At 60.1% G+C, this 25,530-nt stretch carries 15 protein-coding genes and 2 pseudogenes; 13 read left to right on the top strand and 4 right to left on the bottom strand.

All coding sequences use genetic code 11. The features are described from left to right. Positions 1 to 56 precede the first annotated feature (56 nt). The gene (locus MUN84_RS15805) at positions 57 to 3,878 is read left to right on the top strand and encodes a DUF2339 domain-containing protein (RefSeq protein WP_244699110.1); all 3,822 of its coding nucleotides are present in this window, start codon (positions 57 to 59) and stop codon (positions 3,876 to 3,878) included. Between the two features lie 325 nt (positions 3,879 to 4,203). Continuing rightward, entirely contained in the window at positions 4,204 to 4,506 is a 303-nt protein-coding gene (locus tag MUN84_RS15800; protein ID WP_244694989.1) for a hypothetical protein, read from the top strand. Between the two features lie 122 nt (positions 4,507 to 4,628). Here the strand turns inward: MUN84_RS15800 and MUN84_RS15795 are convergent, their stop codons facing one another. Then, positions 4,629 to 5,609: a M28 family peptidase gene (locus MUN84_RS15795; protein ID WP_244694987.1), complete on the bottom strand. Its 981-nt coding sequence runs from the start codon at positions 5,607 to 5,609 to the stop codon at positions 4,629 to 4,631. Positions 5,610 to 5,701: 92 nt separating this feature from the next. Further along, positions 5,702 to 6,225: pseudogene (locus tag MUN84_RS15790) on the bottom strand (RBBP9/YdeN family alpha/beta hydrolase). A 62-nt stretch (positions 6,226 to 6,287) separates the two neighbouring features. Here MUN84_RS15790 and MUN84_RS23115 point away from each other — a divergent pair. Then, a complete protein-coding gene (locus MUN84_RS23115) occupies positions 6,288 to 6,416 on the top strand; it encodes a hypothetical protein (RefSeq protein ID WP_262920546.1) in 129 nt (42 codons plus the stop codon). A 3-nt stretch (positions 6,417 to 6,419) separates the two neighbouring features. Here MUN84_RS23115 and MUN84_RS15785 read toward each other — a convergent pair whose 3' ends face one another. Continuing rightward, positions 6,420 to 6,869 carry a hypothetical protein gene (locus MUN84_RS15785; protein WP_244694985.1) on the bottom strand — a complete coding sequence of 150 codons (450 nt, stop codon included), beginning with the start codon at positions 6,867 to 6,869 and terminating at the stop codon, positions 6,420 to 6,422. Positions 6,870 to 7,014: 145 nt separating this feature from the next. Between MUN84_RS15785 and MUN84_RS15780 the strand changes: the two genes are divergently transcribed. The 4 genes from MUN84_RS15780 (at position 7,015) to MUN84_RS15765 (ending at position 13,551) form a co-directional block, all read left to right on the top strand. Further along, complete coding sequence (locus tag MUN84_RS15780) at positions 7,015 to 7,623, top strand: hypothetical protein (RefSeq protein ID WP_244694983.1); 609 nt, start codon at positions 7,015 to 7,017, stop codon at positions 7,621 to 7,623. 2 nt (positions 7,624 to 7,625) lie between these two features. Continuing rightward, positions 7,626 to 8,972, top strand: a complete 1,347-nt coding sequence (locus tag MUN84_RS15775; protein ID WP_244694982.1) for an MG2 domain-containing protein — start codon at positions 7,626 to 7,628, stop codon at positions 8,970 to 8,972. Beyond that, the gene (locus MUN84_RS15770; protein WP_244698955.1) at positions 8,972 to 12,550 is read left to right on the top strand and encodes an alpha-2-macroglobulin family protein; all 3,579 of its coding nucleotides are present in this window, start codon (positions 8,972 to 8,974) and stop codon (positions 12,548 to 12,550) included. Before MUN84_RS15775 ends, MUN84_RS15770 begins: the two co-directional genes overlap by 1 nt. Before the next feature lie 224 nt (positions 12,551 to 12,774). Further along, positions 12,775 to 13,551, top strand: coding sequence for a protease inhibitor I42 family protein (locus MUN84_RS15765; RefSeq protein WP_244694980.1), 777 nt, complete (start codon positions 12,775 to 12,777; stop codon positions 13,549 to 13,551). A 98-nt stretch (positions 13,552 to 13,649) separates the two neighbouring features. Here the strand turns inward: MUN84_RS15765 and MUN84_RS15760 are convergent, their stop codons facing one another. Continuing rightward, positions 13,650 to 16,397, bottom strand: a complete 2,748-nt coding sequence (locus MUN84_RS15760) for a S8 family serine peptidase (RefSeq protein ID WP_244694979.1) — start codon at positions 16,395 to 16,397, stop codon at positions 13,650 to 13,652. A gap of 392 nt (positions 16,398 to 16,789) precedes the next feature. Between MUN84_RS15760 and pbpC the strand changes: the two genes are divergently transcribed. The 6 genes and pseudogenes from pbpC to MUN84_RS15740 all read left to right on the top strand — a co-directional run bounded on the left by pbpC (position 16,790) and on the right by MUN84_RS15740 (position 25,425). After that, positions 16,790 to 18,154, top strand: a complete 1,365-nt coding sequence (gene pbpC / locus MUN84_RS24010) for a penicillin-binding protein 1C (RefSeq protein ID WP_317239224.1) — start codon at positions 16,790 to 16,792, stop codon at positions 18,152 to 18,154. Between the two features lie 81 nt (positions 18,155 to 18,235). Beyond that, positions 18,236 to 18,919: a hypothetical protein gene (locus MUN84_RS24005; RefSeq protein ID WP_317238969.1), complete on the top strand. Its 684-nt coding sequence runs from the start codon at positions 18,236 to 18,238 to the stop codon at positions 18,917 to 18,919. A 10-nt stretch (positions 18,920 to 18,929) separates the two neighbouring features. Beyond that, complete coding sequence (locus tag MUN84_RS24000) at positions 18,930 to 19,055, top strand: hypothetical protein (RefSeq protein WP_317238968.1); 126 nt, start codon at positions 18,930 to 18,932, stop codon at positions 19,053 to 19,055. A 356-nt stretch (positions 19,056 to 19,411) separates the two neighbouring features. Next, entirely contained in the window at positions 19,412 to 20,764 is a 1,353-nt protein-coding gene (locus tag MUN84_RS15750) for a TolC family protein (RefSeq protein WP_244694977.1), read from the top strand. A gap of 119 nt (positions 20,765 to 20,883) precedes the next feature. Continuing rightward, entirely contained in the window at positions 20,884 to 22,035 is a 1,152-nt protein-coding gene (locus MUN84_RS15745; protein ID WP_244694975.1) for an efflux RND transporter periplasmic adaptor subunit, read from the top strand. Positions 22,036 to 22,205: 170 nt separating this feature from the next. Beyond that, a pseudogene (locus tag MUN84_RS15740) lies at positions 22,206 to 25,425 on the top strand (efflux RND transporter permease subunit). Positions 25,426 to 25,530 lie beyond the last annotated feature (105 nt).

Genomic DNA, 25,530 nt, shown 5'->3' with positions numbered 1-25,530 from the left:
CGGTAGCCACTTTCACTACGCCTGCTGAACCGAAGGTAGGGCCAGTTAACCCGCCCGTGCCACCGCGGCGGCCGCCGTTGCCCCATGAGACGGAGCCCAGCGGCCCTACCTGGTGGGACCGGGCCGAACAAGTGATTCTGGATAACTGGACCGGTATTCTAGGGGCCGTGGTGCTCGTAACGGGTATTGGTTTTCTGGGCGTTTATGCCGCTTTGCGGGTAAGCGCGCCGCTTCGCTTCGGCATGATAACGTCCTTTGCGGGGCTGTTGCTGGGGCTGCATTATTACCTGCGGCCTAAGCCTTTTGCGGCCCGGTTGCACGTGTGGCTGCAAAGCAGCGCGGCGGCGGTTTTTCTGTTTGCTTGCGTGGGCTCCGTGAGCGTGCCGGGCCTGCAGTGGGCCGAAGCGCCGCTCAGCTACCTGCTGTTGCTGGCCGGCGTGGCGGCCAACCTGTGGCTGGCCTGGGACGCCAGCCGCGAATCGGTGGCGACCTTGCACGGGGTGCTGAGCTTGGTAGCCCTGGCGGTACTGCCGCCTACCCTACTCCCCCTGGCAGCGGCGGCGGGCGTAACTGCGTTCAGCATCGGTATTACCTACCGGCAGCGCTGGAAGTATCAATTGCTGCTGAGCATTCTCAGCTTTTTCGTTTTTCACCAGTACTGGCATTACTCCCTGGCAGCTACAAGCCCGCTCGGCAACAGTCTGCGGCTGAGCGCTATGGCCCTGGTATTGCTGACAGGAGTAGCCGCCGCCGTGGTGCAGTACCGCAAGGTGTACGCCACTACTCGTTTTGATGGGCTACTGTTCTCGGCGCACGTGTTGAACTGGACCTGCCTGGGCATCAACCTCTACCAGTACAGTACTGGCTCGCCCTGGAAAACTGTACCGCTGGGGCTAGGAGCCCTACTAACGTTCGGGGTGGCCCGCCGGGCCCGGCAGCTTGGTATTCCGTGGCTCTTCCGCACCGATAGTATCATTTCCCTGGCTCTGGCGCTGTTTGCAACCTTCTCCTTGCAAGGCTGGCACGCCTCGGGCAGCCTGATTCTGCTCTTTATGCTACTGGAAACCCTACTCGTGGCCTTTATCATGACGCGGGAGCAGGAAAAAATTGTGTCGCAGGTGGCAATGGTTGGGGCGCTAGTGGCGGCGGGGTGCCTGTTAGCCCTCAATATCGGTCAAATCACGGTATATTCACCCGCTGAGCTGCACCGTAACGCCTTTCTGCTGCTGCTTTCCGGTTTGCTGGGCGCGGGCTATTTCTACCTGGTGGGGCAGCAGCTTCGCCCCGATGAGGAGGGTAGCTTCGCTGGCCGAGAGTTGCACCAGGGCTTTGGCGGCATGGTGGGGGGCCTGTATGCTGGGGCGGCGCTGCTGCTGTTGCGGGCCTTATTTGGAGTTCTGAATCCGCCGGTAGCGGCGCTGCTAAGTGGCACGCTGGCGGCGTCGGGCGCCTTGTTCGGGGTAGCCTGGTGGCTGCGCCGCTCTCCGGGCTGGTTTCGCAGTCTGCACTTTCTTAGCGGGCAAGCGCTGCTCATAGTTACCATCGTAGGGTTACATAAGGCCGGTTTGGGCTGGCCCGCTACCACGGCCCTGCTGTACCTAGAAACCCTGCTGCTGGCCGGGGCGCTGGGCTGGCTTGGCGAGCTACTGCTTTACCGGGTGCTGGTCAGCGTTTCTCTGGTGGGAGGAGGCTGGTTTCTGCTCGTCACTACCCACGCGTTTCGCCTACTGCTGGCGCCGGAGCTACACGGGCGGCTACTGCTACTGGTAGTGCTGGGTGTAAGTAGTAGCGGCCTGCTGAGCCTACCGGCGCGACTGGCCCGCTTCACTGCGCTGCTGGCTACAACTTCCCAGCGGGGTTTGCACACCGCTTTGCAGCTGTTCACGGTGCTGGTATACCTGACCGGGACCGGGCTGCTCGCTCAGGCTTTGTTTGGGCTGGCGCAGCCGCCGGTGGGCCTCTTACTTGCTGGCGCTGTGGGAACGGCAGCCGCACTGGGTAGCCTAGCAACGGGGCTGCTGGGTAGGGCCGGCTGGTTTAGGGTGGCTCATCTTCTACTGAGCCAACTGCTGCTGCTGGTCGCCATACTCGGGCTGCACGAAGCGGGCGTATCATGGCCCGCAGTTAGCACGCTACTATACGCGGAAGTGCTGGCATTTGCCTTGTGGCTGGCGTGGCAGTCCGAATCGGGGCTGTACCGGGGGCTGGTGTACTTCGCCCTGGCGTTGGGGGCCGCCTTGCCGGCAGTTGTGTACCAGACTGGCTACCTGCCAGATTCGTGGCGGGCAGCGCTGCTCGTAGGAGCCGCACTAGCCTCCCTTGGAACTCAACTGCTCCTGAGCTGGCGCCAGGCTCCGGCCCACGATGTTCTTCCCCTTTCCTACGTTGCCATTTACCGGGTGCGCTTGCTGAGTTTGCTGGTAGGCGTGCAGATGCTGGCCGCGGGTGGGCTGGTGTATGAGCATACCTGGGCTGGGTGGCTGGCGGCCGGCTTAGGCGGGGCCCTGCTGCTGGCGCGGCGGACGCTGAAAGTTCCGGGCCTGTGGTTAGGAGTGGTAGTGGCCGCCGTGGGGTATCAGGGGTTGCAGTGGAGCCAGGTGCTACCAGCGGGCAATGCGTTCCGGCCAGGCTCGGTGCTTGTATACTTGCTACCCTTGTTGGCGTTGCCCATAATGGGCCTGTTCTGCTCCTGGTGGGAAGGGCGGCAGCAACACGTGCGCTGGCCGTGGCTGTATTTAGGCGGCGCCCAGTTGCTGGTAGCCGCTTGGGCAGCACTGGGCCCGCGCTCCGAAGCCCTCCCCATGCTGGCCTGGACACTGCTAGCCGCCGGGCTAGCCTGGGCGGCGCAGGTAGTGCGAGGTCGTTTTGCCAGCGCCGAAGCCCTCATCCGGGCCGGCTCGCCCGACCGATTCCTGCTTCACCTGACCTACGGGTTGCTTTCCCCGGCTTTACTGGGGCACTTCACGCTATTGGCGACTGATTCCGTTAATCTGCTGGTGGGCATCCCGGCGCGCTGGTTCACGGCGGGGGCGCTGCTGCTAGTGCTGGCTGGCTGGGCCGCACTCCGCCCGCCCGCTACGGCTCCCGTGTACACTTCTTGGCGTTACCTGCACCCGCTGCTGCCGGAAGTTACCCTGCTTTTTGGCAGCTTCACGGTGTGGGATGAGGTGCAGCTGGAGTGGCACTCCCTGCTCTGGATTGCGGCGGCTTTCACGCTCACACTGGCGGGCCGAACACTGCCGTTGCGCCTACGACGGCTGCGGGTGTACGGGCTGCTGTTTTTCGGGGCGGCCGTGGTAGCAGGCAGTTACGTGGCCCTCACCCGCCTCGCGGAAGGACAACTGCTCACGCTGGCAGGCCTCACAACAATGGCCACAACCATTGGGCTTTTTGCGTACTCAGCGGTAGCCCTGCAGCACTTCCCTAGCAACCAAGCCGCTACCTGGCCGCGCCTGCTGGCCCCACTAGCCGCCCTGGGCCGCCTACCGGCTCGAGTACTTATCCCTGTGCTGCTGTACCCGTCCTTTACTCTGCTGACCCTGCTGCTGCTACAATCCTTCGACCGGTCGGTGCTTACCGTGCTGCTGATGCTGGAAGTAGTGGCCGCCTTTATCAGTAGTCTGCTGCTACGGCGCCAAGATTTGCGCTATGCGGCTCTGGCGGGCACGGCGCTATGCTTCGGCCGCCTGCTGCTAGTTGATTTAAAGCAGCACGGCACCATTACCCGGGCCATTGTTTTCATTCTGATGGGGGTGCTACTGCTGGGTATGAATGCCCTGTATGCGCGCTTTAAAAGCCGCTTCGCGCCCTTGCCTCCCGATGAGGAGGAGCCGGAACCCACGGCCTCAGAAGAGAACATAGCGGATTCACTGACTTAGCGCGGGCCGTTACCACAGTAGTAGCCGGGGCGGAAAAGCAGCTTGCTTTTCCGCCCCGGTGTGCTGGCTGGGTTTAACCTTTTGTTCACGATGCGCACCCAGTATGGTAGAACAACGTCGTGCGGAGTTCATTTTGGCAGCTTACTTACGGTGGGCTCCAACGGGTGCGGGTATACTCGCTTAATTTTTCTCACCCCGAAAAGTGCAAACATGCGGCAACTTTTCGGAACCTGCTTATCTTAGCCACAACCTATATTCTTCACGATTTATGGAAGTTACCGAACAGCACTCTGTTGACTAGGTGTACGAATATGCAGCTAAACTTATGGCGCAGGGAAAAACCGACAAGGTTATTCAGGCGGAGCTTATCGACCAGGGTCTTGATTCGGAAAGTGCAACTATCGTCACGCAAAACCTCCGCGACCAGTTCCAGCACCTGCACCGGGAGGTAGCCAAGAAGAGCATGCTCCACGGCGGCCTCTGGTTGCTAGGCGGCTGCGCTGTCACGGGAATTACCTTCGCCCTGGCCTCCGCCGGAGGAGGTGGGTACATCATGACCTGGGGCGCCATCATTTTTGGTGGTTTTCAGCTACTGAAGGGCATCTACCAATATTACCGCCTCAGCTAACACCTACTTCTCCGCTCCTCTTTCAGCCCACTAGCGCCCCGCGCTACTTCACTGTTCCTAATGGCGGGGGCACGAGGTAGCACGGGGCGCTAATAGTTTCCCGACGGCGTACCCTGGCCGCGCTACAATCCTAGCAGCACGGCGTACACCCCGTTCACTACCTCAGCCATGCGCCGGAAGTCCAGGGTGTCGATGGTGTCGGAGGGTAGGTGGTAGTTAGGGTTGCGCAGGAAGGCCGTGTCGTTGATCATCAGGGCTTCGTAGCCGTATTTCCAGTAGCTGCGGTGGTCCGAAAGACCGGCCAGGCCCATTTCCGCGGGCAGGTTGATGCGCTGCACATCTACGTCAGCCTTGGTTTGCATAAGCGCTTGCACCTGCTGGGTGAAGGCTTCCTGACCAGTGCGGCCTACTACCGTAATAAAGTTGCCGGTGTTGGGGTAGCGCGCCGCCAGCTGCTCGTTGGGGAAGCGTTGCGAGCCTGGCTCGTCGCGGAAGTAGCCAATCATTTCGTAGCAGAGCATGGCCCGCACCGGCACCTTGGCTTCATACAACGACTTGGCGTGCACGGCGCTACCCATGTACTCGGTGGCGAAGTACGGCGGCTCCTCGTTGGGGTAGGCCACCAGTTCCACCCGGTACTTGAGGTTGGAGCCGAGCTGCTGCAACAGGCGCGCGGTTTCCAGCAGCCCCGCCACGGCGCTGGCGTTATCATCGGCCCCGGGCGTATCGCCGCACACATCGTAATGCGCGCCCACAATTAGCCGGGGCGCATCAACGGAGCCGAAGGATACAATAATATTGCGGTACTGCCGGCCATCGGCGCGGAAGGGCTGTTCTTCCACCCGGCCGTCATCCAGCTTCTCAAATTCGGTTTTGATATAGTCCGCCGCTTCGTTCAACGACTTCAGGTTGCGGTAGTGGCGCGCGGGCTGCAGCGAGGTCAGAAACTTTACGTCGGCGTAGAGGCGGTTTTGGTCGGCACCCATGGGAGCAGTAGCGTTAGAAGGGGAAGCAGCCGGCGGCGCAGCGCGGCGGGTATCGCAGGCCCCCAGGCTTAGCAGGCCCAACAGCATCCACCTCGTACTGCTTCGGAACAAAGACATAGCTTCCTAAACGGCTCCGCGCCCCGGAGGGTCATCGGATACTGACTTTCTTTCCATCACTCTACGAGCCGTTCCGGTGCCAGCTCAGCCCTCTAGATCAGCTCCCGCAACAGTTCTTGCCCCTGTGGCCACTGCCCCAGCCCAGAGGCCGAGTTGATATGCCCCGCGGCCCCATATTCACCAGCCGGCTACCCCAGGCCTGGGCAAATTGCTGGGCCCGCGCCAAGGTCACGTACGCATCATCGGTACTCGCTACCACGATGCTCAGAAACGGCAGGCGCGCCAGCGGCATGGGCGCAAAGCCCGTCACTTCGGGCGGAAAGTCGGGCCGGTCCACGTCGGCGGGAGCTACCAGCAAGGCCCCTTTGATAGGGTGCTGCGTGGTGCTGGCCCAGTGTGCAATGGTAGCGCAAGCCAAACTATGCCCTACCAGTACCACCTCCGGACCCGCCGCAGCCACGGCCGCTTCAAGTGCTGCTATCCACTCCGAGCACACCGGGTTATCCCAGTTGCGCTGCTCTACGCGCCGGTAGCCGTACTGCTGTTCCCAGCGGGTTTGCCAGTGCTCCGGGCCGGAGCTGCCCAGGCCGGGCACGGTGAGGATGGTAGGAGGCATAGAGCAAATGGTTATCCGGCGAAAGTAGCACCGGCACGTATCTTTACTACTGCGAGAAGAGCGTGACGGTGTACGTGCTGCAGGATGGCCGCTACCAAGTGCGCGGCGAGTTCTACACGCCCGGCCTCATCCCGGTGCATACGCTGCCGGAGTTCAGTATTGAGTGGGTGGAGGTGTTTGAGGGAGTGTAGGAGCTACTTATATCTATTGAAAAAATCTTGACCATCTAAAAAATCAGGTGGATTAATGTGACTAATTACCCCTACCTCTGAGTTCAGACAAGCTTTTAATCTGCTCAGGAAGTGCTGTGCATCCGCCTCACTTCCATCGATGGTTACACTCATTATTAGAAATCCATCTGAGGTAAAAAATGCCCCAACCGTAGGATTATAAGCCCAATCCTTTTTTGATTCCCAGAAGAAAGAGCATGTTGCTATAGGATGCCAGACGTAATATCCCAGCATTGCATCCTCCGAAATAAATTCGTAATCGAGATTATTAAAGGGAACATGCAGACATCCATAGTCACCACGTAAGGGCGTGTGATTTGGCGTGAATTCATTCAATACTGAATAGATTACCTCCTTGGTGCGAACTTTAGCTAAAGCGCAACAACAGATATCTAAATGTATCTCCTTTTCCATATGTGAGCATTGTAAAGATGCTGCAAGAAACTAGGCATACTATGGGCCGAGAGCAAACAATTATCTCTCCCCAAACCTATACATAACATAGCAGAAACGCCGTTTTTCTATACCTTCCGACGTCCCTTTTAGCTCCTCCCTATCCATGTTACTCCGCACTCTTTCCCGCCTGCCGTTGCTGGTGTTGCTGGCCTTGCTATGCGCTTGTTCTAAGTCGGGCTCCGATGCCGGCCCGGACCCCAACGGCGAGGAAATTGACCTCTACCAGAATCTGGTGTTTCAGTTTGCAGATGCCGTGGCCAGCCCGGAGCAGCAGGACCGTTGGGATACGGTGCAAGTGGTGAAGTTCGAGCCGGCCGTGCGCGGCAAGTTCAAATGGACTTCGGATCGGGAGTTGATTTTCTCGCCCAGCACGCCCTTCCGGCCCAGCACCGCTTTCAAGGCCACGCTACATAAAGAGGCGCTACCGGAAAGCAAACGCAACGTAGAGCTGCCCGAGAACCGGCAGAAATTCCACACGCCCTACTTGCAGCTGCAAGAGCCGCAGGCCTTCTGGGGCCGCTCGGAGCGCGCGGCAGGCACGGCCGAAATGCGCGTGGAGCTACCCTTCAACTACCCGGTAAAGCCCGCTGACGTAAAGCCCCTGCTGCGCGTGACCCAGAACGGGCAGCCCGTAGCCTTCGAGGTGAGCGGGGAGCCGGGCCAAGTGGTGCGCGTGAGCCTCAACCAGCAGGTACGCCCCGGCTCCCCCTGACGGTGGCGCTGGGCCAGGGCCTGCGCGCCCAGGGCAGCGACCAAGCCTCGACTTCCGACTACGAAAAGCAGGTGCAGGTTCCCGACCCGGAGGCCCTGGAAGTGCGCTCCATCACCGGCACCCTGCAATCGGCCGACCCTGTCGTGACCATCCTGACCAACCAGCCGGTCACCACTACCGATTTGCAGAGCGCCTTATCGGTGTCGCCGCAGGTGGCCTACGAGGTGGAGGAACTGGAAAGCGGTTTCCGCCTTAAGGGTGGTTTTGAGGTAGGAAAAAGCTACCAGGTGAGCTTGCGCCAGGGGCTGCGCGGCAGCTTAGGCGGGCACTTAAACGAGAACTTCACCCAGACGGTGAGCTTCTCCGATGAGCGGCCGACCATCAGCTTCGCCAGCGCCGAGAAGGCCATGTACCTTGATGCGCTGGGTGGGCGCAACCTGGGCGTGCGCATCAACGAGGTAGGCCAGGTGAAAGTGACCATTGCCAAAGTCTACGCCAACAACATCCAGCAGCTCTTGCGCAGCGGCACCCAGTACGGCTACCCCAGCTACGACGGCGAAGATTCCGGCGAGGAAGAGCAGGACGAAAACGGCGAATACGTGGACCGCTCCTACCAATATTACGACGTAGAAAACCTGGGCAACGTGCTCACGGAGCGCACCTACACTGTGTCGGGCTTGCCGAAGGCGCAGGGGCTGCGGCTGCTGAATCTGAACCTGAAAGACCTGGAATTTGCGGGTGGGTTGAAGGGTCTGTACATCGTGAAAGTGCAGGACACGGAGCGCCAGTGGCTGCAGGTGAGCAAGCTGGTGGCCGTGTCGGATATCGGGCTGATTGTAAAGCAGGGCAAGGCCGGCAGCACGCTGGTATTCGCCAACTCCATCCGCAACGCCAAGGCCCTGAGCGGCGTGGAAATGCGCTTTATCAGCACCAACAACCAGGTGATGGGCACTGGCCTGACCAACGGGGATGGGGTAGCAAAATTCGACAGCACCGCCCAAAATGGCCGCTTCCGCCTGGGCATGGTGATGGCCCAGCAAGGCAACGATTTCACCTTCCTCGACCTGAGCCGCAGCCGCGTGGAAACCTCCCGCTTCGAGGTGGGTGGCCTCCAAAGCAACGCCGCCCGCTACCAAGCCTTCCTCTACGGCGACCGGGACCTGTACCGCCCCGGCGACACCATCCAGACTAACACCGTCATCCGGACCGAAGATTGGCAGGCGCCCCCCAAGGGCTTGCCGGTGAAAATTCGGTTGCTGCTGCCCACTGGCAAGGAGTACGCCAGCTTCCAAAAAAACCTGAACGCGGCCGGCTCTTTCGAGGCGCGCTTCCTCCTACCCCGGCTGTGATGACCGGCCTCTACACGATGGAAGTACTCACCGGCAATGATGTACTACTGACCTCACGCCAGATTTCGGTGGAGGAATTCATTCCGGACCGCATGAAGGTGACCGTGAAGGCGTCTAGGCCAGTCGTGAAGCCCGGCCAGACTATTTCGGCGCAGATTACGGCCCAAAACCTCTTTGGTCCACCGGCCACCGACCGCAAGTTTGAGGTCGAGTTTTCGCTCAAGGAAAAGCCCTTCACCCCGAAAAACTACGCCGATTACACCTTCGCCATCAATAGCGGCGACAAGCAGCGCGGCCAGTACGGCGACCAAGTTTCCACACCCATTTCTGACCGTTTCGAGAAGACCACTCGCGAAGGCACCACCGACGCCGCCGGCCGCGGCACCGCCACCTACGAGGTACCCGATTACAGTGACCTGGGCATCCTGGAAGGCACGGCTTTCACGACGGTATTTGATGAGACCGGCCGCCCGGTGAACCGCCTGGCTACCTTCGAGGTGCAGACCCAGCCGGTGCTGTTTGGGGTGAAGAATATGGACGAGCTGGTGCAAACCCGCCAAGCCCTGCCGGTGCGGCTGGTGGCCCTCACGCCTGCCGGTACACCCACCTCGGCCCAGGCCACGGTGCGCGTGGTGCGCCTGCTCTGGGAAACCGTGATTGAGCGCCAGGGCGGCCGCTACATCTATAACTCGCAGAAGCGGGAACAGGTAGTGCTAAGCCGCACCGTGACGGTAGCTAGCGGTGGCTCTGATGCTGGCCTGGGCTTCACGCCTACCTACTCTGGCGAGTATGAAATACGGGTTTCCAGGCCCGGAGCCGTTACCTACGTGGCCCAGCGCGTGTACGCCTACGGCTACGGCGACACCCAGAGCAACTCCTTCGAGGTAAACAATGAGGGCGAGGTGACTATCGAGGCCGACAAGGCCAAGTATGAGCCCGGCGAAACTGCCAACCTCCTGCTGAAAACGCCCTTCCCTGGCCGTGTGCTCGTGACGGTGGAGCGGAACCGGGTGCTAGACCATTTTTACGTAAACACCGACGAAAAATCGGCCCGCGTGAGCATTCCCATCCGTACCGGCCACGTGCCCAACGTGTACGTAACGGCCACCGCCATCCGCGAAATCAAGGACAACCGCCTACCCCTCACGGTGGCCCGAGGCTTTGTGCCGCTCACGGTGGAGAAGCCCGGCACCAAGCTGCAAGTAGCCATTAAGGCGCCCGCGCAAAGCCGCTCCCAAACTGCCCAAACCATTGAGGTAACCACCGCCCCCGGCGCCCAGGTGACGCTGGCTATGGTGGACGAAGGCATCTTGCAGATGAAGGACTACCGCACGCCCGACCCCTACGGCTACTTCTACCAGAAGCGCGCCCTGGAAGTACAGGCCTATGATGTGTACCCCTTCCTGCTACCCGAACTTGGGACCAGCTCCACCGGCGGCGACGGCTACGACCTCTCGCGCCGCACCACGCCCGTGCCCAACCGCCGCGTAAAGCTGCTCGCTAAATGGAGCGGCGTGCTCACCGCCGATGCCAGCGGCAAGGTGCGCTATAAGCTGCAAGTGCCCCCGTTCAGCGGAGCCGTGCGCATCATGGCCGTAGCATACAAGAACGACGCCTTCGGTTCCGCCGAGCACACCATGCGCGTCGCCGACCCGGTAGTCATCAGCACCGCCCTCCCCCGCTTCCTCAGCCCCGGCGATATGATTGACGTGCCCGTAACGCTAACGAATACAACAGGAAAAGAGCTTACGGGAATAGCCAACCTAATGCTGTCACTTAACGACAGGCTACTAGAGGTAGTAAATGGCGTAGAAATGGATAAATCATTATCGTGGAGTAAGTCACAGAGTGTTAGGCTTCCAGCAGGTGCGGAAAAACGCGTTCTATTTCAAATAGTTGCAGGGAATCAAATTGGTAGTACACCTATTAAAGTAAGCTTTTCGACTCAAAATGAAACCGTCACTTTCACCGAAACCATTGAGCTACCCATCCGTCCGGCTTCGCCGCTGCAGAAGCGCGCGGGGGCGGGCGTGGTGGCGGGCGGCGCGGCCCAGCAGCTGAACCTGCGGACCGACTTTCTGCCTTCCTCGCTGCGGAGCCAGTTAGTGGTGAGTCGCTCCCCGATGACGGAGTTTGCCAAAGACCTGCGCTACCTGTTGCAATACCCCTACGGCTGCCTGGAACAAACCGTGTCGGCCGCTTTTCCGCAGCTGTATTACGTTGATTTGGCAGCTACGCTAGGCCAGAAAACTGGCAAAACCGGTAAAGCGGGCCTGTTCAACCCCAACTACCACGTGCAGGAAGCCATCCGGAAGGTGGAAGCCCAGCAGATGTACAACGGCTCCCTCAGCTACTGGCCCGGCGGCGACTACGACAACTGGTGGTCCACCGCCTACGCCGCCCACTTCCTGCTGGAAGCCCAGCAAGCTGGCTTCGATGTGAACAAGAACGTGCTAGACCGGGTACTGCGCTACCTGCAAGCCCGCGTACGCAAGCGCGAAATCGACACCTACAACATCATCCAGACCGGCGGCGTGATTCAGCCCGTAACGCTGGCCAAGAAGGAGGTAGCCTACTCCCTCTACGTGCTGGCCTTGGCCGGCCGTCCCGATGCCGTCGGCCTAAACTACTACAAAGCCAACCGCTCCCAGCTGGCCGAGGATTCGCGCTACCTGCTGGCGGCGGCCTTCGCGCTGAGCGGCAACCAGCGCGGCTACCAGAGCACCGTGCCCACTCGTTTCGGCGCCGCGCCCCGCATCGCCAGCCGCCAGCTCGACGGCGCTTTCTCCTCCCCCATCCGCGACGAGGCCCTGGTGCTCAACGCCCTGCTCGCCGCCGACCCCGCCAACCCGCAGGTAACCACCCTGGCCCGCCAGCTCAGCCGCCAAGTGAAACAAGCTGGGTGGCTCAACACCCAGGAACGGTCATTCGCGCTGTTGGCCCTGGGCAAGCTGGCGAAGAAAAATGCCGGTAGCACGGTAGTAGCTAGCCTGTTGGCTGATGGCAAGGTTATCGGTAACTTCTCGGGCAAAGACCTCACTGTAAGCAACGTAGCCAACCGCCAGCTGCAGCTACGCACCAGTGGCAAAGGCAGCCTGTACTACTTCTGGGAAACCGAGGGTATTTCGCCCACCGGCCAAGTGCGCGAGGAAGACGCTTACCTGCAAGTCCGCCGCCAGTTTCTGGACCGCAACGGCGCGCCCGTAGGCAGCACCAGCTTCAAGCAAAACGACCTAGTAGTAGTGCGCATCACCATCCAGTCAGCTGAAAGCGCGGGTGAAGTCAAGAACGTGGCTATTACGGACCTGCTTCCGGCTGGGCTGGAAATCGAAAACCCGCGCATCGGGGCCGTGCGCGACCTGACCTGGGCCAAAGACGCCGCCCAACCCGACTACCTCGACGTGCGCGACGACCGGATCAACCTGTTCACTACCGTCACGCCCCAGCCCAAATCGTTCTACTACCTCTGCCGCGCCGTGAGCAAAGGCACCTTCAAGCTCGGTCCCGTCAGCGCCGATGCCATGTACAACGCCGAGTACCATAGCTACGCCGGCAGCGGCGTAGTGCGGGTGCGGTAGAGGCACCAATTTGTTTCTCTCGTTGCTGAGGTTGTTTGTGGGGTGCTGTGCTAGGCCAGTAGTTCTCGGCCAGTGGTTCGTCGAAGAGACACAAGCAGGTGGCTCTATAGCTCAACCGCAGCTTTTCCCTTGTCACCTCGTACACTTCCTTTACCGCTTTTGGCGCAGCCGGCACTTGTTAAGTAGCCGGCTGCGTTGCTATTACACACTTCCGTTACGAGACGATGAAACTGACTTTACTGACTGCTGCCGTATTGCTGCGCTTTTCCATACTACTGCTGCTTGGGGTAACTTTCTTAAGCCCTACTTCCGCCCGCGCCGATATCGTTACGCTCACTGCTAATGACAACGGCAAGCAGGTACAGCTCAATGTGGGTGACCAGCTCACCATCCGCTTGCCTACCATCTCGCCGCGCTTTGGCTGGCGTCTAACCCAATCGTATCCGGGGCAGCTAACGGTGACGACTACCAACGTGCTGCCCGGCATCAGCAGCGGCGTACCGGGTGCGCCAGCTACCTTCGAAATTCACTTTCAGGCCACGGGTACAGGTGGGCTAGACCTTGCCTTGGTATCGGCACAACCGGGCACGGGCTATTCCACGCTCGGCGGCTTTTTTCATGTATTTGTTACCATCGACAAGCCCGGCGTAGCCAAGAACGTGAACATCACGGAGTACGGCAACCACAGCCGGGTGAAGGTAAACCAAGGCGACCAGCTGCAAATCCGGCTCGACAACACGGCTGGCTCGCAGTACACCTGGGAGGTTATGCCCATAGCCAACAATGTAGTTCAGTTGGTAACGCCCTCCCCCACCCAGCCCGCCAAGAAGGCGAAGAGGAAAGCTAAAGCGGGTAGCGACGAAGACATTACGTTTCAATTTCAGGCGCTGAACCCTGGCAAAACCACGCTCCGCTTCCTCTACCGCAACGCCGCCAACAACGAAGCCCCGCCCAAACGCGACTTTGAGCTGGAAGTAGAAGTGCCTGAGCCTCCCAGATAAGCAGTAGATGGCATGCCTCCGTTACTCAAGCCACCCAACAACAAGGGGCCTGCTCTATAGAGCAGGCCCCTTGTTGTTGGGTGCCAAATAAGCTCGGCTTATTGCAGCATGAGGCGCTGCGTGGTGACGGCTGCACCGCTTTTTATTTTGAACAGGTACGCGCCACGGGCCAGGTTACCGGCTTCAAAACGCACCTGATGCAGGCCAGCTTCTTCCGTGCCAGCTACTAAAGTGCGCACTTTCACGCCCATTGTATTATACACCTCCACGCTCACTGGGCCGGCCTGGTTTAGGTGGTAACTGATGGTGGTAGCGCCGCTGAAGGGGTTGGGGTAAGCCACGGTGCTGCGGTCCAGCAGGGCGGCAGTAGCTGGGGCGGCGGTGGCAGCAGTAGCGGCGGCGGTGCTAGTAGCGGTGGGCTGGGTTACAGCGTCGTACTGCGGGAAAGTGCGGCTCACGATGACGGCAAAATCAGCCCGGGTTACATTCTGGGTAGGCTTGAAGGTGGCGTGCAGAGTGGGTTGCAGGTCGTATGGCCCCTGCTTCAGGGTGTAGTAAGCGTTGATGAGGTTCAGCTCCAGGGCAATGCTCACGTAGCCCTTCAGAGCCGCCGGAATGCTGGCAGCATCATCTACCGGAAGGGTCTGTCCATTCACCTGCACCGTAAGCGGCTGGTTGTTGCGGGCCAGAGCCTGCCGCTCGAAGCCCAGGCTTTGCACCAGCGAATAAGCCAGCGAAGTGCGGTTTACCAGGCCACTAGGCGAGAAGGTGCCCGAAGCGGTGGGCAGCATCACGCCGCCGGCCTGATGGAACCGGTCGCGCTGAGCCGCACCCTTTGCCACTACTGATTCCGTCAGGAGCACCTCGGCGGCCGAGGATACGTCGGAGAAGGAACGGGCGCCGCTGAAGGGCAGCAACTGCCGGATACCCTGGCCCATGAGCAAGTAGTCGGCCAGCTGAATGCGGGTAAGCGGGGCATCGGGGCGGAAGCCGTTGCTCAGGCCATCAACCAGGCGGTTGGTCACGGCCAGCTTAATGGAGGCTTCAGCCGGATGGCCTACAATGTCGCTGAGGTTGGTAGTACCGGCGGCCGTCAGCGCGGAAATGTTGCCGGCAATGGTTTCGGGTAGGGCTACTCCTTGCAGGCCTTCCACTTTCAGCGTCCAGGTGCCGGCTACCGGCGCGGCTACCGCCACGCTACGGTCCGTGGTGAGCGTGAACGTAACGGGAGTACCTGAGCGGTACTGGGTGCCGTTGGGGTCAATCAGGATGAGATTGGTGGGGTTGCCGGTTTCACCCAGCAGGCCCCGGGAGGAAATTTTCACCTCCAGGCTGTTGGTGCCGGCGCTTACCGGGAAGGTAAACTGGTTGCCGGCGGCCAGCGCGGGGTTGTAGTTGATGGTGAAGGGCACCGTAGTGGTTTGCGCATTCACGCTGCTATTGAAGCGGCGGCTGGCGTTTAGCGTGGAGCCGTAGGTGGTGGAGCGGAATGCCTGATCTACGGCGGCGTAGGCATTTACGTAGCCGGCTCCTACCTCCCACGACTCGCGGCCGGGCATGTTGGTAGCGGTTCTCTGCAACAGCTCTTTCACCTGCGCCGGGTTCAGCGTTGGTTTGGCCTCCAGCAACAAGGCCACAATGCCGGCTACGTGCGGCGTCGCCATGGAGGTGCCGCTGCTGTGGGTGTAAAACGGAACCTCGCCGGGCTGCAGCAATTCAATATCCTGCTGGGCTCCCAACGATGATACCGGGGCAATGGCGCGGGTAGAAACGACATCTACGCCGGGCGCCACAATAACGGGTTCATTCTTATAGGTCCAGGTTTCGCCATCCACGGTGAAGGTACCCTGCTCGCCGCGTACGCCGCGCGAGGAGAAGTCAGCCAGCAGCCCGTTCCGGTCGCCGGCACCCACCGAAATAGTCCAGGGCGCAATAGCGTAGGGATTGTGCGTGTCGGCGCCGGGGCCTTCGTTGCCGGCCGCAAATACCACTACCATGCCCCGGTCGTAGCACTTTTTAGTGGCCACGTTCAACGGGTCGTTGGGGTCGAAGTCGCCGCTGCTGCCAAACGAGTTGCTAATAACCCGGATGTTGTATTGGAACTGGTGGGTAAGGGCGTAGTCAAAACCACCTATGGCATCGAGCACCAGCAAGGCGCCGCCCGAGCCGTAGCCCAGCAACGAGGCACCGGGGGCTACCCCCTCATACTTGCCGCCGGAGCGGGCCCCAGTGCCTCCTACCGTGCCGGCGCAATGGGTACCGTGCCCGGAGTTGGTATCCGTGTTCGGCACGCCCTCTAGGTACGTTACTGGCAGCAGGGCGCTAAGCGAGTTTAGATTGGTGGAACCCAGCGTGTTCTGTACTAGGTGCGAGCCAAACTTGATGTCCTCGTGGGTGCCATCCACGCCACTGTCATTGATGAGCACGCCCACTCCCTTGCCCGAAACTGGCAGGCCGCCGTTACGGGCCGTCATCTGCTGATCGGTGCGCAGGCGCTTTACGCCCGTCAGGTGCGTATCGTCGAAGTTGTAATAATCCAGCCGCTTATTAATGTAGAGGGAGCGGACTTCCGGATTCTGCGCCAGTGAATTTACCTGCGCGGCCGTGGCAATAACGCCGGCTACTGGCAGGGCCCGCAGCGTGATGCCGCGCGTAATGCCTAGGCGCTGCAATAGCCCTAGTTGGGCCAGACCGGGCGCCCCATTCCCCTTGAAGGTGACAATGACCTGAGCCGTTGGGTTGGTGCTCAGGGCCTTGCGCAATTCGGGGTCAACGGTAGCTTGCCCAAACGACACACTGATGCTAGCACCAGCCAGCGCAAGCGTGAGAATAAATTTGCTTTTCATGTAGCGGTTGTGAAATAAGGAAGGGATTAGGATGAGGTCGGCAGCGGAGTGTACTTGTCGGGGAGAGAGTGGCCAGCTACAATCCACGACGGTTACCGCTCCTGCTGCTTGGTTTACCTACTTACGCACACCAGAAGCCAGCAGATTTACCCATTTTGAAATAATTGCAACCAAATTTGGAATATGTTGCCAGTTCTTTATTTAAATCATTCATATACCACCATTTAGGCAATTATATTTTCTTTTACTGTAAACCTTAGCATAGTGGCACGCCCACAGGAAGCGGTTATTCCTGCCCATGGGGTAGGCGGCAGAATCTGTTAGCAGCCGGTATATTTGAGTACATGAACCGGCGTGTTGTCTTGCGTATTCTAGGGGCTGTGGGGCTGGTGATGCTGCTTTTCACTGGCCTTGACCTCGCCTTTCCGCTGCCGCCTACCCCGCAGTACTCGCCCATTGTGCTGGCCCAGGATGGCTCCGTGCTGCACGCCTACCTCAATCCGACCCAGAAATGGCGGATGAAAACAGAACTGCGCGAAATCACGCCGGTGCTGCGTAAGGCTATTATGGCAAAAGAAGACCGGTGGTTCCGGTGGCATTTTGGGGTGAACCCCGTGGCGCTGGTGCAGGCCGCGGGGCGCAACGTGTTTGGTGAGGGCCGCACCACTGGCGCCAGCACGATTACGATGCAGGTGGCGCGGCTGCTGGAGCCCAAAGAGCGCACATTGAGCAACAAGCTGCTGGAAATGCTGCGGGCCACGCAGCTTGAGCTGCACTATAGCAAGGATGAGATTCTGCAGCTGTACTTGAACCTAGTGCCCTACGGCGGCAACGTAGAAGGCGTGAAGTCGGCTGCTCTGCTCTACTTCCAGCAAACGCCCGACTACCTTTCCCTGGCCCAGACTGTGACGCTGGCCATCATCCCGAACCGGCCGCGCGGACTAGTGCTGGGTAAGAACAACGCGGCCGTGCTGCAGGAGCGCAACCGGTGGCTGCGGCGTTTCGGGGCCGCGGGCCTCTTTCCGAAGCAGGATGTGGAAGATGCCCTGCTGGAACCGCTGGACGTGCAGCGCCACGCCGCGCCCACCTTGGCTCCGCACCTCGCGCGCCGATTGGTACGGCAGTTTCCGCGGCAGGCCATTATCCGCAGCAGCTTGCAGCGCAGCAAACAAAGCAAAACTGAAGACCTCACCCGCAACTACGTGCGCCGCCTGCATGAACTGGGCATCACGCAGGCCGCCGTACTGGTAGTCAACAACCGCACTCGGCAGGTGGAGGCCTACGTCGGCTCGGCTGATTTTCGCGACTTCGGCAGCCAGGGCCAGAACGACGGCGTGACGGCCGTTCGCTCGCCGGGTAGCACGCTCAAGCCCTTTCTGTACGCGCTGGCCATGGACCGGGGCCTGGTCACACCCAAGCTGCTACTGCCCGATGTGCCCACCAACTTCCAGGGCTACCGCCCCGAGAACTTCGACAAGCACTGCAACGGCGAAGTGACCCTGGAGCGGGCCCTGGCTTACTCGCTCAACATTCCGGCCGTGCGCGTGCTTAACCAGCTCGGTGTGCCCACCTTCACCGACAAGCTTCGTCAAGCCGGCTTCCAAAACGTGACGCGCAACCGCTCCCGGCTGGGTTTGAGTAGCATTCTGGGCGGCTGCGGGGCTACTTTGGAGGAACTGACAAACCTCTACGCAACGCTGGCCGACGGGGGCCGGTACGCGGGGCTGCAGTTTGCTTCACGCCCAGAGAGGGGGTAGGGGTGAGGCCCCACCGCCCTCATTTCGGAAGCAGCTGCTTTTCTTACCACCGACATCCTGTCTCAACTCACCCGCCCCGATTTGCCACTTGGCGCGGCCAGCAGCCTGCGCCTGCCCAAGATTGCCTGGAAAACTGGCACCAGCTACGGCCGCCGCGACGCCTGGAGCATTGGCTACAACCGGGAGTATACCATAGGCGTGTGGGTAGGCAACTTCAGCGGCCAGGGCAGCCCGGCTCTTACCGGCGCCGATGTGGCCACTCCCCTGCTGTTCGACCTGTTCAACGCCCTGGCTTATAACTCGCCTAATAAGTGGTTTGCCCCACCGGCCACCCTGGATTTCCGTTTGGTATGCGCCGAAACTGGGTTAGTACCGGGCGAAAACTGTCCCAATCAAATTATCGACTATTTCCTGCCTACCGTGAGCAGCGGGCAGCGCTGCCAGCATCAGCGCGAGGTGTTGGTAGCAGCCGATGGCGGCTTCACGTACTGTCGGGCCTGCGCGCCGGCGGCGGGGTTTCGGCGGGAGCTGTACCCGAACCTGCTGCCGGAGGTGGCGGCCTATAAGGAAGCCCAGGGCATCCCGTACCGTCGCCTACCCCCGCACAACCCCAATGCCAATTGGTACGCACTGATGCGGAGCGGGCCCCCAGTATTACCTCTCCTACCGCCAACACCGAGTACGTTCTTAACCGCCGCGAAAAGCAACAGCTGCTGCTCAGTTGCACAACCCCAGCGAAGTACGCCAGGTGTATTGGTACGTTAATGATACGTTCTTGCGGGCCGCAGCCGCTACGGAGCGGGTGTTTTTTCAGCCCACGCCCGGGCCACTTAAAATCTCCTGCGCCGATGACCACGGGCGCAACACCGATGTGCTGGTAACCGTGACGGAGCTGGAATAAGCCTTTCTGCCTCTGCCGCCTGGGCAAGCTACACACCAGCAAAAAGGCAGAACGTTGAGGGGTATGGAGAGCAGGCGGCAAACTTTCTTTTGCTTCTACGCTAACATTTCTGTCAGGGCCCGGTTTACCTGCCTTGGAATCTCCGGACAAGACTCAGGTTCAGCCTGAATCGTCCGGGCCGGGTACCAAGCTGACGGCCAGCCGGTCAGTCTTTTTTCACGAATAGCGCACCTGACAGGCAGCGCGAGCCAGGATGAACGTGTCCTTGCGCCTGATGTCGGAACCAGTGACTGGTAGTCCGGAGGGTAGCCAGTGGTGCTTTAGTTACCGGGTGTGGTAGCTGCTTTTACTAGGATATGAAACAGATAAAACGGGTGCTACGGCTGCTTCTCAGTCTTACCCTGCTTGCTCCTGCGTGGGCACAGGCCCAGCCCACAACTCCTCCCCCACCTAGCAGTCAGCTAACCCTGGAGCAGTGCCTGCAGTACGCGCTGCAAAACCAGCCAGTGCTGCGGCAGGCCCGCCTTGATGAGGAAACCAACGAGGCTACCATTCGCATTGGGCTGGCCGGCTGGCTGCCCCAAGTCAACCTCAACGCCACGGGCCAGCACTATTTCCAGCTACCCTACACCGTGTTTCCGAATGCGGAAGGCGTGAACGTGCCCCGTCAAATCGGCCTGAAAAACACCTCCACTGTGGGCTTGGCCGGCACCCAGGCCTTGTACAACAACGATGTGATGCTGGCCCTGCGTAGCGCCCGTCCGTCGCGCCAGTTTTACCAGCAAAACACCATTGGGGTGCGCATTGACGTGGTGACCGACGTGAGCAAGGCCTTTTACGACGTGCTGCTTTCCCAGCGCCAGCTGGATGTGCTAAACGAGGACATTGTGCGGCTCCAGCGCAGCCTCAAGGACGCGCGCGCCCGCTACGACGCCGGTATCGTCGACAAAACCGACTACAAGCAGGCCGAGATTCTGCTCAACAACTCCGTTGTAGCGCGCAAGCAAGCCCTTGAGGCCATCAAGGCGAAGTCGGCGTACTTGCGGGAGCTGATGGGGGTAGCCGGCCAGCATCCTCTCACGCTCCAGTACGACACGCTACGCCTCATGCAGGATGCCTTCGTGGATACCACCGTCACCCTGGACCCCACCAACCGCATCGAGTTTCAGCAGCTCCAGACCCAGAAGGCCCTGCAATCGGCCCAGATTAGCTACTACCGCTGGGGCTTTTTACCGGCGGTTTCGGCCTTTGGCAACTACAACGCGGTATTTCAAAATAACAACTTCGGCGACCTTTACGGCCAGCGTTTTCCCAACTCCTTTGCCGGTTTGCAGCTGAGCCTGCCCATTTTTCAGGGCACACGCCGCCTGCAAAACCTGCGGCGCGAGCGGCTCACCGACCAGCGCATCGACCAGGATATTCTGGCCACCCGCAACCGCATCAACACCGAGTTTGAGCAGGCGTTGGCTACCTACAAAGGCTATTACACCGACTACCTTTTCGGGCAGCGCAACCTGGCCCTTTCCAAGGAAGTGTACTCGGTGGTAAACCTGCAGTACCGGGAAGGTATCAAAACTTACCTCGATGTGATTGTGGCCCAAACCACCCTGCGCACGGCCCAGCTCAACTACTACAGCGCCCTGTTTCAGGTGCTCAGCAGCAAGGTTGATCTGCTCCGCGCCCAAGGCAACCTGCCCGTTTCCTACTGATCATTTGAGAGTGGCCCCAACTCTCAGCCCGTCATTCCGAGTGCCGCGAGGAATGACGGGATAGGGTAGCCCGCTCTGCCTTCAACACTCCTTTCCTTCCGCCGCTCTGCTACCTTAATATGAAAAAAACGATTCTTGTGCTTTCTTACGCTGCCAGCCTGTTTGCCTGGGCCAGCTGCGGCAAAAAAGAAGAGGAAAAAGCGGCCGGTCCGCCACCCGCCACGCCCGTTACGCTCGTCGCCGCCCAAGCTACTGAGGCCGTGTACTACGACGAGTATCCGGCTACCGCAGTAGCCATCAACAACGTGGAGCTGCGCAGCCAGGTAGCCGGCTTTATCACCCAAATCTTCTTCAAGGAAGGCGAGGTAGTAACCAAAGGCAAGCCGCTCTATGAAATCGACCGGCGCAAGTACCAGGCGGCCTATCAGCAGGCCCTAGCCAACCTGAGCGCCACCCGCGCCACCGCCCAAAACGCCCAAATAAACCTGAACCGCTACGAGCGGCTGCTGGAGCAGGATGCCGTGGCCCGCCAGCTTGTCGACAACGCCCGCACCAGCTACGCCACGGCCCAAAGCCAGATTGCCGTGGCCCAGGCGGGGGTAGCCGCCGCCCGCACCGACCTGGATTACTCCCTGATAAAAGCGCCATTCACGGGCCGTATTGGCATTTCGCAGGTGCGCCTGGGCTCTCAGGTCAGCCCCGGTTCTACCCTGCTCAACACCATCAGCGGCGAGGACCCCATGGGCGTTGATTTCGTTATCAGTGAAGCCAACCTAGGCTTGTTTCGGGACATACAGCGCACCGCCGGCGGCGCAGAAGACTCCACGTTTATGCTCGAGTTGCCCGACGGCACGCGCTACAACCAGCCGGGCAAAATCCTGGCTATTGATCGGGGCGTGAGCCAGGGCACCGGTACCGTCCAGATTCGGGTGCAGTTCGCTAACCCCCAGCGCGAACTGAAGGATGGCATGAGTACCGTGCTGCACGTGCTCAACCGGCAATCGGGCCACCGCATTGTGGTGCCTTACAAGGCTATTGTGGAGCAAATGGGCGAAAACTTCGTCTTCGTGGCCGGCGACAGCAGCAAGGCCTACCAGCGCAAAGTGCAGCTAGGTCCCCGCCTTCGCGACCGAATTGTGGTGATGGAAGGTATTAAAGCCGGCGACCAGATAGTGACCGAAGGCCTGCAGCGCCTCCGCGACGGCGGCAAGATTCAAACCGGTACGCCCGCCCAGGCCAGCAGCCCGACCCAAGGAAGCGCCGCGAAGTAAGCAGCAAAAGAATACGAAAGGTCGTCATGTCGAGCTTGTCGAGACATCTCGCGTGTTGACGGCAAAATAGTACGCCATAGTCAGCACGCGAGATTCCTCGCGGGGCCCGGAATGACACGTCATGAACAATAGCTAACGGCCACTGGCTAGCAGCTAATAGCTATAACCCGATGATTGCAGAAACCTTTATCCGGCGCCCCGTCACGGCCATTGTCACCTCTCTGGTGATTGTGATGGTGGGGTGCTGGCCATCCTGAACTTGCCCGTGGGGCAGTATCCGGAAATCACGCCGCCTACTGTATCGGTGAGCGGGACCTACACCGGCGCCGACGCCCAAACCGTGGAGCAGACCGTAGCCACGCCCGTGGAAGTGCAGGTAAACGGCACGCCCGGCATGACCTACCTGCAAAGCAACAGCACCAGCAACGGGCAGATGAGCATGACGGTCAACTTCGAGGTAGGCACCGACATTAACATTGCCGCCCTCGACGTGCAAAACCGCGTGGGCATTGCCCAGCCTACCCTGCCGCAAGAGGTGCAACGTCTGGGCCTGGTAGTGCGCAAGCGGAACCCCAGCATCCTGATGCTAGTGGCCCTGTACGCGCCCAAAGGCTCGCACAATACCACCTTCCTCGACAACTACGCCAACGTGTTCATCAAGGACGCCTTGCTGCGCACCAAGGGAGTAGGCGACATCGTGAGCCGCGCCGATGACTTCTCCATGCGCGTGTGGCTCAACCCCGATAAACTCTCCCAACTGGGCGTAACGGCCCAGGAAGTAACGGCCGCTATTCAGGAGCAAAACGCCCAGATTGCGGCCGGCTCTATTGGCGCGCCCCCGGCCCAAACCGGCCAGACCTTCGAATACATCGTCTTCGTAAAAGGCCGCCTCACCAACACCGAGGAGTTCGGCAACGTCATCGTGAAAACCCGGCCCGAAGATGGCTCGGTGGTGTATCTGAAGGACGTGGCGCGGCTGGAGCTGGGCAAGTTCAACTACGCCAACAACTCCTTTGTCGATGGCAAGCGCGCCGCCTACCTGCTCGTGTACCAGGCCCCGGCGCCAACGCCCTCGAAACCTACGAGAACGTGAATGCCACCATGGAACAGCTCAAAAAGCAGTTCCCCGCCGACCTTGACTACGTGGTACCGTTCGAGGCGGCCTCGGTGGTAAAAGTGTCCATTGAGGAGGTGCTGCACACGCTGGTAGAAGCCCTGCTGCTGGTGATTGTGGTGGTGTACTTGTTCCTGCAAAGCTGGCGCTCTACGCTCATTCCGGTGCTGGCAATTCCGGTGTCCATCATCGGTACCTTCATCCTGTTTATCCCGCTGGGCTTCACGATTAACACGCTTACCATGTTCGGCTTCGTGCTGGCCATTGGTATTGTGGTCGATGACGCCATTGTGGTGGTAGAAGCCGTGGAGCACAACATGAACGAGCGAAACATGAACCCCCTGGACGCTACCCTGGCGGCCATGCGTGAAATTTCGGCCCCGGTTATTGCCATTGCCCTGATTCTGGCGGCCGTGTTCGTGCCGGTGGGTTTCATTCCGGGCATCACGGGCCGCTTGTATCAACAGTTCGCCATTACCATTGCTATTTCGGTGCTTATCTCGGCCTTTGTGGCGCTTTCGCTGACGCCGGCCTTATGCGTGCTACTGCTCAAGCCCCACAAGCGCGACGAGAACTCCAAGGGTCTCGATAAGCTGTTTTTCAAGTTCAACACCTGGTTTGACAAGGTGACGAGCAAGTACGGTAACGGCGTGCAGCGCGGCATAAAGCACTCCCGCTTCGTGGTGGTGATTCTGGTGTGCATTGTGGCCGGTACGGGGTTGCTGTTTGCCAAAAAGCCCTCCAGCTTTATTCCTACCGAAGACGAGGGCCGGATTATCGTGACCTTCAACTTGCCCGAGGCGTCCTCCACGGAGCGCACGGTCAGCACCCTGCACGAGATTATGAAGGAGCTAGGCCAGATCAAGGGTATCCGGCACTACGCGGGTCTGGGTGGTCTGAACGCCGTAAACTTCTCCTCCAAATCGAGCAGCGGCACGGTGTTTTGCCAGCTGGAGCCCTGGGAGGAGCGCAAAGACAAGGAAGTGCAGTTGCAGGGCCTGATTGCAACCGTGCAAAAGCGCCTGAGCCGCCTCAAGGAAGCTAACATCGTGGTGATTTCGCCACCCGCTATTCCGGGCCTTGGCAACACCGGCGGCTTCAGCTTTATCCTGCAGGAGCGCGAAGCCGGCGGCGACATCAAGAACTTCGACGCCCAGCTCCAAAACTTCCTCGGTGCCCTGCGCAAGCGCCCCGAAATTGCCGCGCCCTTCTCCTTCTTCACGGCCAATACGCCCGGTTATCAGCTAACTATCGACCGTGAAAAAGCTAAGAAGCTAGGCGTGTCCATCTCCGATATTGGCACCGCCCTGCGCACCTACTTGGGCTCGGCCTACGTGAACGACTTTACGGTGTACGGCCGCAACTTTAGGGTAGTAACCCAGGCCGACTCCATGTACCGCGGCGACATTTCGAACCTGGGGCAGTACTACGTGCGCAACAGCCAGGGCGGCATGGTGCCCCTGAGCACGCTCACCAGCTACCAGCGCACCGAGTCGGCCCCGCTGATTTCGCACTACAACCTGTTCCGCTCCGCCGAAATCAACGGCAATGCGGCCCCCGGCTACTCCTCCGGCGACGCTATTAAGGCTCTGCAAGAAACGGCGGCCCAATCCCTACCCCAAGGCTACGGTTTCGAGTTTTCGGGTCTGACCCGGGAAGAACTGCTGGCCGGCGGGCAGACGGTGTACATTTTTGCCTTGTCCTTGGCTTTCGTGTTTCTGTTTCTGGCGGCGCTGTACGAAAGCTGGTCGGTGCCGTTCTCGGTGCTGCTGGCCGTACCGGTGGGCGCTTTCGGTGCCATCCTGGCCCTGACCTTCCTGCCCAAGCTCACCAACAACGTCTACGCCCAGATTGGCTTAATTACCCTGATTGGTTTGTCGGCCAAAAATGCCATTCTCATTATCGAATTTGCCAAGGAACGGGTTGATAAAGGCATGCCGCTGGTGGATGCCACCCTGGAAGCTGTGCGCCTGCGCCTACGTCCCATCGTCATGACCTCGCTAGCCTTTATCCTGGGTGTGCTGCCGCTAGTGTTTGCCTCCGGCGCCGGCGCCCAGAGCCGCCAGACCATCGGCTGGACGGTACTCGGCGGTATGCTCTCGGCTACCTTGCTGGCTATCTTCATCGTGCCGGTGCTGTATGTGCTCATCACCCGCTTCGCCTACGGCAAAGAGAAGCTGGCCGAATTGGAAGCCAACTACCAACCCGACGAGGAGCACGGCGGCCACCCAGATGCACCCGGTCAGGGTCAGCACCCCGCGCCCAGCCCAGCGTAGGTAGCTAAATCAGGTTGCGTGAACAGGTAAGAACAGGAACATCATGCAGAGCGGCGCTCTGCATGATGTTCCTGTTCTTACCTGCTCCATCCTAGTGGCTTCTCC

The organism is Hymenobacter sp. 5516J-16 (assembly GCF_022919335.1).
Classification (GTDB): domain Bacteria; phylum Bacteroidota; class Bacteroidia; order Cytophagales; family Hymenobacteraceae; genus Hymenobacter; species Hymenobacter sublimis.
This window is presented reverse-complemented; position numbering and strand designations above follow the sequence as displayed.

Bases quoted from the DNA above. Each gene is read 5' to 3' on its own strand.
- MUN84_RS15800 (WP_244694989.1), top strand. From the start codon at position 4,204: ATGGCGCAGGGAAAAACCGACAAGGTTATTCAGGCGGAGCTTATCGAC.
- MUN84_RS15745 (WP_244694975.1), top strand. From the start codon at position 20,884: ATGAAAAAAACGATTCTTGTGCTTTCTTACGCTGCCAGCCTGTTTGCC.
- MUN84_RS15750 (WP_244694977.1), top strand. From the start codon at position 19,412: ATGAAACAGATAAAACGGGTGCTACGGCTGCTTCTCAGTCTTACCCTG.
- MUN84_RS15780 (WP_244694983.1), top strand. From the start codon at position 7,015: ATGTTACTCCGCACTCTTTCCCGCCTGCCGTTGCTGGTGTTGCTGGCC.
- MUN84_RS15770 (WP_244698955.1), top strand. From the start codon at position 8,972: ATGACCGGCCTCTACACGATGGAAGTACTCACCGGCAATGATGTACTA.
- MUN84_RS15795 (WP_244694987.1), bottom strand. From the start codon at position 5,609: ATGTCTTTGTTCCGAAGCAGTACGAGGTGGATGCTGTTGGGCCTGCTA.
- MUN84_RS15785 (WP_244694985.1), bottom strand. From the start codon at position 6,869: ATGGAAAAGGAGATACATTTAGATATCTGTTGTTGCGCTTTAGCTAAA.
- pbpC (WP_317239224.1), top strand. From the start codon at position 16,790: ATGCTGCTTTTCACTGGCCTTGACCTCGCCTTTCCGCTGCCGCCTACC.
- MUN84_RS15760 (WP_244694979.1), bottom strand. From the start codon at position 16,397: ATGAAAAGCAAATTTATTCTCACGCTTGCGCTGGCTGGTGCTAGCATC.
- MUN84_RS15765 (WP_244694980.1), top strand. From the start codon at position 12,775: ATGAAACTGACTTTACTGACTGCTGCCGTATTGCTGCGCTTTTCCATA.